The sequence below is a fragment of the Arthrobacter sp. CAN_A1 genome, assembly GCF_015751665.1.
Lineage (GTDB): Bacteria > Actinomycetota > Actinomycetes > Actinomycetales > Micrococcaceae > Arthrobacter_D.
Window position 1 is genome coordinate 305935 of the sequence record NZ_JADOUR010000003.1, and the last position, 7883, is coordinate 313817.

6 protein-coding genes are annotated in these 7883 nt (G+C 58.9%); 3 read left to right on the plus strand and 3 right to left on the minus strand.

Going from position 1 to position 7883, the window contains the following annotated elements; translation table 11 throughout:
- Window positions 1-241 precede the first annotated feature (241 nt).
- Entirely contained in the window at window positions 242-3037 is a 2796-nt protein-coding gene (locus tag IWX62_RS05815; protein ID WP_196840418.1) for a DUF4365 domain-containing protein, read from the plus strand.
- Between the two features lie 265 nt (window positions 3038-3302).
- Entirely contained in the window at window positions 3303-3905 is a 603-nt protein-coding gene (locus IWX62_RS05820; RefSeq protein ID WP_196840419.1) for a DUF4145 domain-containing protein, read from the plus strand.
- Between the two features lie 211 nt (window positions 3906-4116).
- Here the strand turns inward: IWX62_RS05820 and IWX62_RS05825 are convergent, their stop codons facing one another.
- Both IWX62_RS05825 and IWX62_RS05830 read right to left on the minus strand, forming a co-directional pair.
- Complete coding sequence (locus IWX62_RS05825; protein WP_333483235.1) at window positions 4117-4248, minus strand: hypothetical protein; 132 nt, start codon at window positions 4246-4248, stop codon at window positions 4117-4119.
- A gap of 543 nt (window positions 4249-4791) precedes the next feature.
- Window positions 4792-5679 (minus strand): DNA/RNA non-specific endonuclease, encoded by an 888-nt coding sequence (locus IWX62_RS05830; RefSeq protein ID WP_196840421.1) that lies wholly within the window; start codon window positions 5677-5679, stop codon window positions 4792-4794.
- 162 nt (window positions 5680-5841) lie between these two features.
- On the opposite strand from IWX62_RS05830, the gene IWX62_RS05835 reads away from it, so the two are divergent.
- Window positions 5842-6372 (plus strand): HAD domain-containing protein, encoded by a 531-nt coding sequence (locus tag IWX62_RS05835; RefSeq protein ID WP_196840422.1) that lies wholly within the window; start codon window positions 5842-5844, stop codon window positions 6370-6372.
- Window positions 6373-6926: 554 nt separating this feature from the next.
- Here the strand turns inward: IWX62_RS05835 and IWX62_RS05840 are convergent.
- Complete coding sequence (locus IWX62_RS05840) at window positions 6927-7703, minus strand: metallophosphoesterase family protein (protein ID WP_196840423.1); 777 nt, start codon at window positions 7701-7703, stop codon at window positions 6927-6929.
- Window positions 7704-7883: the final 180 nt, after the last annotated feature.

The following is a 7883-nucleotide window of genomic DNA, read 5'->3' on the forward strand; positions in this document are numbered from 1 at the left end:
GGCTTTCGAGTGATACCGATCTATGCACTGCAACTCAGTCGCCGATGGGATGAGCCGGAAAGGCGTGTACCTGCTGGTGCACTGGTTCGAGCTCCACGTCCGGCTGTGGGTAAGGGCCGTCCAGCCAAGATCTCGTCCATTTAGGCATCAAGGCTTATACGCCATGGCGAGTCCGAAAGGCCGCTGTTACGCCATTCGGTATCCTTAGCAGCAGGTAGGAGACCTGCGATCCGGGGAAGAGATGCGTGCGGGAGAAACAGAAGACGTGGGGACAGCTGGCCAGTCAATCGTCAAGTCCCAGTTCGAGAAGCTTCGCTGGGGTGCTAATCCTAACCTTGATCATGATCTCGGAACAGACCTCTGGCTCCAGCCGCGGGATGAAAGAAGGATAGACTTAAACGCTGTCGCAGGGGCTCAGGTCAAGACCAGCAGATCCAAGGGCCCTGGTAGCAAATACTTCAAAAGCCCGAGCAAGGATGATGACGGGAATCTTGAGGGCTGGTGGTACTACGAAGCCGAGAACGACCACTTCGACTACTGGACGAAACACACCGCTCCCCACCTCCTGATTCTGCATGATCTTGAGACTGGGGAATCGTACTGGGTGCACGTGACCCAGGAAAGATTGCAATCCACGGGCGTCGGCACGAAGATGCTGGTTCCCGTTCATCAGCTTGTGGATGATGCTCACAACCGAGAATTGATTGCAATTGCTACGAGCGGAAGGCCGCACATCCCATGGGAGGGGAGCGCTTGGGGCGGTGCCGACACGCTCGCTGCCAGCGACCTTCTCAGACATGCACTGATAGTGCCTCGACTGGTGGCGCCACATCGGAATGACCAGCCAAAAATATTTAATCCCGAGCAGACGGTAGCTGCCCTTGTGCTCCTTAGACAGTCAGATCTTGAGGGACGAGTGCCGGACGCTGACGGGCGTAGTAAGTCAAAGTTGTGGAGCTGGACGTTCGTCACGGCGTTCGAGTCGTACCTGCAGACCGAGGATCCTGAAGCGTTTAGGGATGCCTTGGACTCGGCAAAGAAGGCTTCTGACAAAGCGGCCGTTGTCTGTATCTGGGCAGCCGCTCAGTTGGAGCACGGGGAAGCGTCAAATGCTCTAGCCCTGCTGGACGAGGCGATCGCTGATGATTACGCGTCGGCGGAGGATCACGTATGGCTGTTGGTTCAACGTGCAAGGTGCTTGAATGAACTGGGGCGGCGCGACGAAGCCAAAATGATTGCGCTGGAAGCACTCCAAGGCCGCAATTCCGCTCCCGATGATTCAACTTTGAGTGCATTGTGTGGAGCAGCGTCCTGGATCGTATTCTCGTCAACGCCCTTTGGCGCTAGGAGCTTCTCGGACGTGATCACAGGGAGCGACAACATCGCTTCCTGGTGGAGGACAGAGGTCATGGCCTGGGGGCTGTCATCGAACTTTGAGGAACAGTTCAGAACTTGGTCCCGGGACTCCACGCGCAGAGTCGGCTTTGAGGATTCAGCCTGGAGGCGCTTGCGCGCGAGTTCACTCATCGCTGGGCTGGTAGGCGACCAGGGAAGCTGGACCCAGTCATATGCCAGGCTGGCGAAGCTTCAGCTGATGCGCACGACCGACGAATCGGCTGTATCTGAGGTCGCCCAATCGCTGACGATGCTTCGTTGGTCAGGGGACCACAAAGGCCTGACGGACGCAGTTCATAGGATTGTCCATGAAGGGCCTGCTGAATCCGCCCGCTCCGCTAGCGAAGCCGTAAAGCTGGAACAATCGACCAGGACAACCCTGCGCTCAAACATGGCGTTGCTGACGGCAGCCGCCGACGTCCTCACGGCTCAGACCGCGGACTCTGCGGCCCGATGGTGCATTGAACATCTTTCGGACTTGACAGCCTTCCAAGACATGTATTCGCCAAGATTTTATGCCCCTACCGAGCTCCTCGGACTTCTTGCCTCACTGGTCCCAGCCCTAAGTGAGGCTGGCCTCAAAGAGCTCGTGAAATGGCTTGAGGCATTGCCGGAGCAGCCCGATCATTTCGTTGCCCAGACTTATGGCGTGGTCTTCAGGGCTGTGACCGACCGGATTCGCGGGACAGCAGACATTGAAAAGCTCGTTACCAGGCCGGCGGGTGACCACGCAGCCCTAACTCAGGTGATCGCAAAGCTTCGCGCTCAAGATGATCCTAATTACCGCTTGAGCCTGCTGAAGGCCATCGAGAAAGGAGATCAGGCAGCCCTCCACAGTTTCGGCGACGTCGGGTCACTAACCGAGCCCGCCGTGCGGGGCATGCTGGATACTCTAGCCAAGGAGGTTAACGACATTACTGCTATGGCAGGGGCCTTGGCATATGGCGGGAGCGCAGAATCCGTTCGCACGCTCGTTCTACTCAACCTCTGGCATCCCACGTATGCCCAGTGGGAACCATTTTTGAAGTTCCTCGAAGAGCCTCGGACATCCAAAGACGATCTCGTAGGCTGCCTATCCGTGCTAGGGCGTGCACCACTTGAGATCACCGCGGACAGGGAAAGGCTGGCAGCGTCCCTTCGCCGCCTTATGTCGGAAAAAGGCGGGGAAGGCGAATGGCTCTTTGGAGAGTGGGCAGATGTCCGGGGTTTAGCCGCGGAAGCCCTGTTTGCGGTCACTCCAGATTCTGTGACTGAAGGAGACATATGGGTCCTGATGCGTGGAAACTCCGGACAGCGGCACTCCGCTGCGCGCATCATCGCGCAGCGAGGAAAGCCCGAGGAATTTGGACTGCTGGTAGCGCTGTCTGCATCGGACGATACGAGCGTCAGGGCTATCGTGGCGAACAGACTTGCCGGCTGGGTATCGCGTGGTATCGCCGGTACTCGGGCTTCTGCGCTGTTGGGCACCATGCTCGATAGCCGAGGGACCGAGTTGCCTAGAGCGGTCGTCGCGCACGTTCAGGGCGTCCCCGGGGACGAAGGCATGAACCAGATTATCGATCGCTACAAGGACCACGTCTCGGCTGCGGTGCGGAACGCAATTCGCACTATTCAGGAGCGAACCGAACTGAAAATGATTTAGCCGCCATCAGTCCCAGCCAGAACTCGAGTGGCTTCGAGGCTCGCACACGTCCCCTTCGGATGCCCAGACATCTTGCCGTCAGCATACCAAGCCAACTTCCTTCCGTATGCTGTCCATGTACGGGAAATGCCCGTTCATTTCGGAGGGACTTTTCGTGCCATCTCGTGCTTGTGGATATTGCGGGGTCCACGCATATTTTGTTCCGGTTGGTAGGACCCATGTTGCGTACGAGGACGACGGAGGGATTCCCGAGTACGTACAGGCAATGTTTCGATGTGCAGCGTGCGAACTTGTCAGCCTTGGCACGACCGACCTCTCCCCAGGCATGCCGGGCTTCAGGGACGAAATCCCCCAGGGCGGAGAAAAGCGGTTCTGGGATAAGGTTGGAGTCGATACGTGGTTGCCCGGCAACACCGGGCCCACCATTCAGAATCTTCCGCCGGCCGTAGCAGCTGCTTCTGCGGATGCGTACAAGAGCTTCAAATCCGGTATCGACTCGGCGGCCGTGCTCATGGCCAGGGCCACAATCGAAGCAACTGCCAAGCATCACGGGATCGTCAATGGAACTCTCATGGCGAAGGTCCGGGCGATGCTCGATCAGGGTTTGATTCTTGAATCTACGAAACGAGCGGCCGATGCGATCCGGTCGCTCGGAAACGACATGGCTCATGGTGATCTTCAGGTTGCCCTTGGACACGACGTCGCCCGGGACGTGGTCGAGCTGATGCAGTTGGTCCTTCGAGAAGTGTTTGAGCTTCCGTATTTGGCCCAGAACCTGCAGGATAGGGCCGATGAGCGGAGCCAGGCCGCCACTCATGCCACTCCCGTCGCTAGTGCCGTGCCAGCGTTCAATCCTGCAACGCCCTAGGGTCACGGTTCTAGACGGGAGATCCGTCGTCACGTTGTCAGCGCTGCCTGATCGCTCGCCATTGTATGGAGCCGTTGGAGCGGGCTGCCCATGCCCTGCTTCGCGCGGCGCAACACCGGGGAGGTGTGGTGCTTCGTAGACTGGACGGAGCTGGGCTGTGTCACGCCCTTCTGTATGCGCGCCGGCGGGCGGTGTTGGCGCCGCCGGCGTCCTAGATCGGCCGGCCGCCGGAGACGACCGCCCCCTCATCGTGGGGGCCGGCTCGGCGGGTACCGGCCAGGGAACGCTCTATTTCCCGCCGGTCGGCTTCCTCCGCGGTGATCCCGCATAGGTGGATGCACATTATGTCGAGATTCAGGTTTGCCTCTGCCCGGTACGCCCTGCCAACCCGCACGGCGGATCCACATGTGCACACGCCGTGCGGGTTGGAACTCTCAGGCTGGATAGTGCTACAGATCGAGCTCGGCCTCGGACAGACTTATCGGCTTCTCGCGCATAGCGAAATGCCCAATCCAATCATCCAAAAGCCGGTCATAGTAGGCCCTACTTCTCTTTCTCGCCAATTCCTGACACCTCCGCCTTCCCGCTTCACTGCGAGGGGCCAACATGCCGGCCCCTCTACCAAGCGGACGAGACCTACAGGCCGCACTGGCCCAGATACACATAGGCCGCTGTCGAGGGTGCTGGCTTAGAAAAGTGTCATGCGAAAGCTTACCTGGCCAGTCTCAGTCTGGGGTCCCGGAGATGTTAGAGGACGGAATTCCGGTAAGCACCTCCGGATTCAAACATCAGAAAGTAAACATCTTTCCTTGGACCAAATCCACCCTTCGTGAGCGCCGCTTATCGATTCGCCTTCGGGTCTGATGGAGCTGAACGGAAGCCCCACTCAACCCTTCAGATCGAAGTCCAGGTCTAGGCAGTCCTCATTCACTATTTCTCGCCAGGCGGACGTCACTGGTGCCCCCTGAAGCGTTCGTGCGATCGGCATCCGGTCTACCTCGATCAGCTGTGCCAGGTCCAGCCCGGTGAGCGTGGCGATGTCGCGAATCGGCACCTGGAAGGTGCGGAAAGGGCCTAGCGGGGGAGCATCATCGGTGGCCCGTCGGCCCACATCGGGCAGGTCCTCGATCAGCGGTGTTTGGTCGACGACGTAGCCGGTCGAGGCGAGTTCGCCGTCGACAAGGAACGCAGCCACCTTGAAGTACCGCAAGGGAATGTCGGTGCCACGGTAGGACGGATTGTCCTCGGCGAAGATCGGCCCGGTGAACACGATCAGGCGTCGGCCGTTGTCGGCGGCATTGTCGAGCAGGTACGTCTCCAGGCCGAGCCAAAGCTCGCGGCTCTGGTTGAACTTCGCTGCCTGCGGGGCTGCGTTCGTGTAGTGGTAGGTGTCCTCATTCGCTTGTACGGCCTGGGCTTCATCATCGCCCCAGACGGCTGAGGCCCGGCGGGCGAGGTGCCCACGGTCGATGTCATTGTTGACGTAAAGCTTTGCTCCGGTCTGCCCCTCGTCCGGGAGCCGTGGATCGAGCCGCCACGAGGCGTCAAAGTCTTCGAGGAGCATCAGCTTGGCGCCGTCGATGCCAAGCGCTGTGACGGCCGCCAGCCGCTTGTCACCACGCAGCAGGACCGAGAAGTTGGTGTAAGGCAGCAGGGTCGTCTCTGCACCGTTCAGGGCCGGTATCGGCACGCCGAGACCTAAGAACTGGTCGTCAAAACCTTTGCGGTCAGAGTAGTCGGCGGCGGGTAGCGGTTCAGGCAAGAGTGCTTCCATGGCCGGAATCTACCACCGGGCGATGACTAGCGGGTGAACTACAAGGTCACAAACTAGCGGCCTTTGCAAGGGCTGCCGCATCGGACCTTTCAAGACATGCCCTGGACCATGCCAGAATTGTTGCGAAGACAGTGATGAAAGGCTACGTAAGTGCCCCTAACTATGCTCCTCGTCGACATCGATGGTGTCTTGATTCCCTACCGTCACCCGACCGTGGTTCCAGCCGAGGATGAGTTTGTTCACCAGGTGGCTATCCCACCCCGCGAGCACCAAGGGGTTGCTATTCGCCCCGCGGTTATAGAGGCTGTGAACCGTTGGGCTGCATCTGGCGCCGACGTCCAGTGGCTGACTTCCTGGGGATGGCGCACGAAGTGGTTGGACCAGGTCGGGTTGCCTAGGATACCGGTCTTCTATGATCCCGATCCTGGCGAGGTCTACTTCTGGGGTCACAGTCAGCGATCTTGGAAGAAGCCGACCGTGGAGGATTTTCTCCGTGCACAGAAAGAACCGTTACGGCTGGCCTGGATCGATGACGACGCCTTCCACTACAGGGCTGACCGCGTCCAAGGTGAACTGACCGAGGCTCATTCATTCTTGTCTGAGCTGCTCTTGGTGGAGCCGGACAGTGTCATCAGATTAACGGACGCCGAGATACTTCGCGTCGATGAGTTCCTGGGGATACCTTCTCGTTAGCCGGAGAACCGGTCCTCCACCACGCCTCGGCAGGCTGGACGACTCCCTTGGCGAGGTCCTCCCGCATGACGTCGATGGGTGAATCATCTCCGAGCCAGGCGTTCGAGCCGGTGAACCACAGCCGGGCAACGTGGTCTCCTTTAGCGTGGGAGATGGTTCGCCGTACGAGGTGGGCCAGGCGAAGTCGCTGGGTTGCTTCAGGCCCTCGTTCTGGTTCTTCTGCCACTCGTAGCTGATGCCGCGGGTTCCGATTCCCGCCAGACCACCGACGAGGGTGCACCGATGCTGGCGTTTAGGCGACGGACTATCTCGCGGATGCCTATTGGTGGGTCGAGAGGAATCATGGCTTCTGCCTCCACAGTGGCTTGTTGGCGAGGTCGAGCACCCATTCTGTGGTCGGCTTGGTTTGCTGGGAGTCGGTCAAAATACGTAGGCGCGAGTCCAAGATCGTCACCCGCCCGTGATCCCTTGATGCTTAACGTCATATTTACCAGCATGTTTGCCTCCCCGGATACCCCAGGGTTGATTCACTTTTGTGGGGAATTGGTCGTCCTTCATCGCGTGGTCACGCTCATTGTTTCTATACGCAAAGGTGAGGACCCGGGCCAAACCAGTACGGCGTTGCCTTCGATGGACAGCTCGTTCGCCAGCACGTCGATTCGGGTAATCGAACCATCCTCAAGCTTTAGCTCGGAAATGAGTCGCCTGTGCCAGTGGCCCGAGAAGACGTTAGGAGGTTTGAGCTCGTGGATAACCCGATCGAGGAGGAGCCTGGTTCTATTTGCCATGGCAACAACGTCGGACGGAAGGTTCAGGTCGCTCTTCATCGAGATAGATAGAGGAACATCATGGGTGATCAGCACGTCCACTGGACCGCCCGCTACCAGCTTGTCGGCTTCCTGCTGGGTGGGAGCTTCATCAGGCCACCAGTCCCGTCCTGCCGACCGGTGCTTTTGATCTATGCTGTAGGCGCCGCCGAGGCCCCCAACGATGAGGCCTTCAACGACAGTCCGACCCCCACGCGGAAGTATCCGAATGTTGGTGTGAAATGTGGATGTTCCATTCTTATCCACCGGAAGCTTCTCGATCGTCTCCCAGTTGTCATGGTTTCCTGGGCTGATTACCAACCTCATGTTGCGTTCGAGTAGGACCTGATTGACCTTCTTCTCAAGGCGACCTCTTTGGGGTCCAGGAAAGTCAAGTCCGAAATCCCCAACGCTAATGAGCGTTCTAACGCCTGCTTTTGCTGCTGCATCGATGCAACCGAGAGTCCAGCCTAAGTGGGCATGGGTGTCCCCGATCACTCCTATGGGGTTTTGAGTCTCGGACATGATCTCAGCCTAAGCTCTGTGGGGATAAGACATGGCGTGCAGGACGACTGCTCCCCGATTGTCAGCGGCCATGAAAAACTGCCCGTAGGCGGCCACGGAACTGCCCACTGATGGCCAGTAAAACTGCCCGCCGGTGGCCATGGGATCTGCCCACTTCTTTACTGGATCGACCGCGCTTGC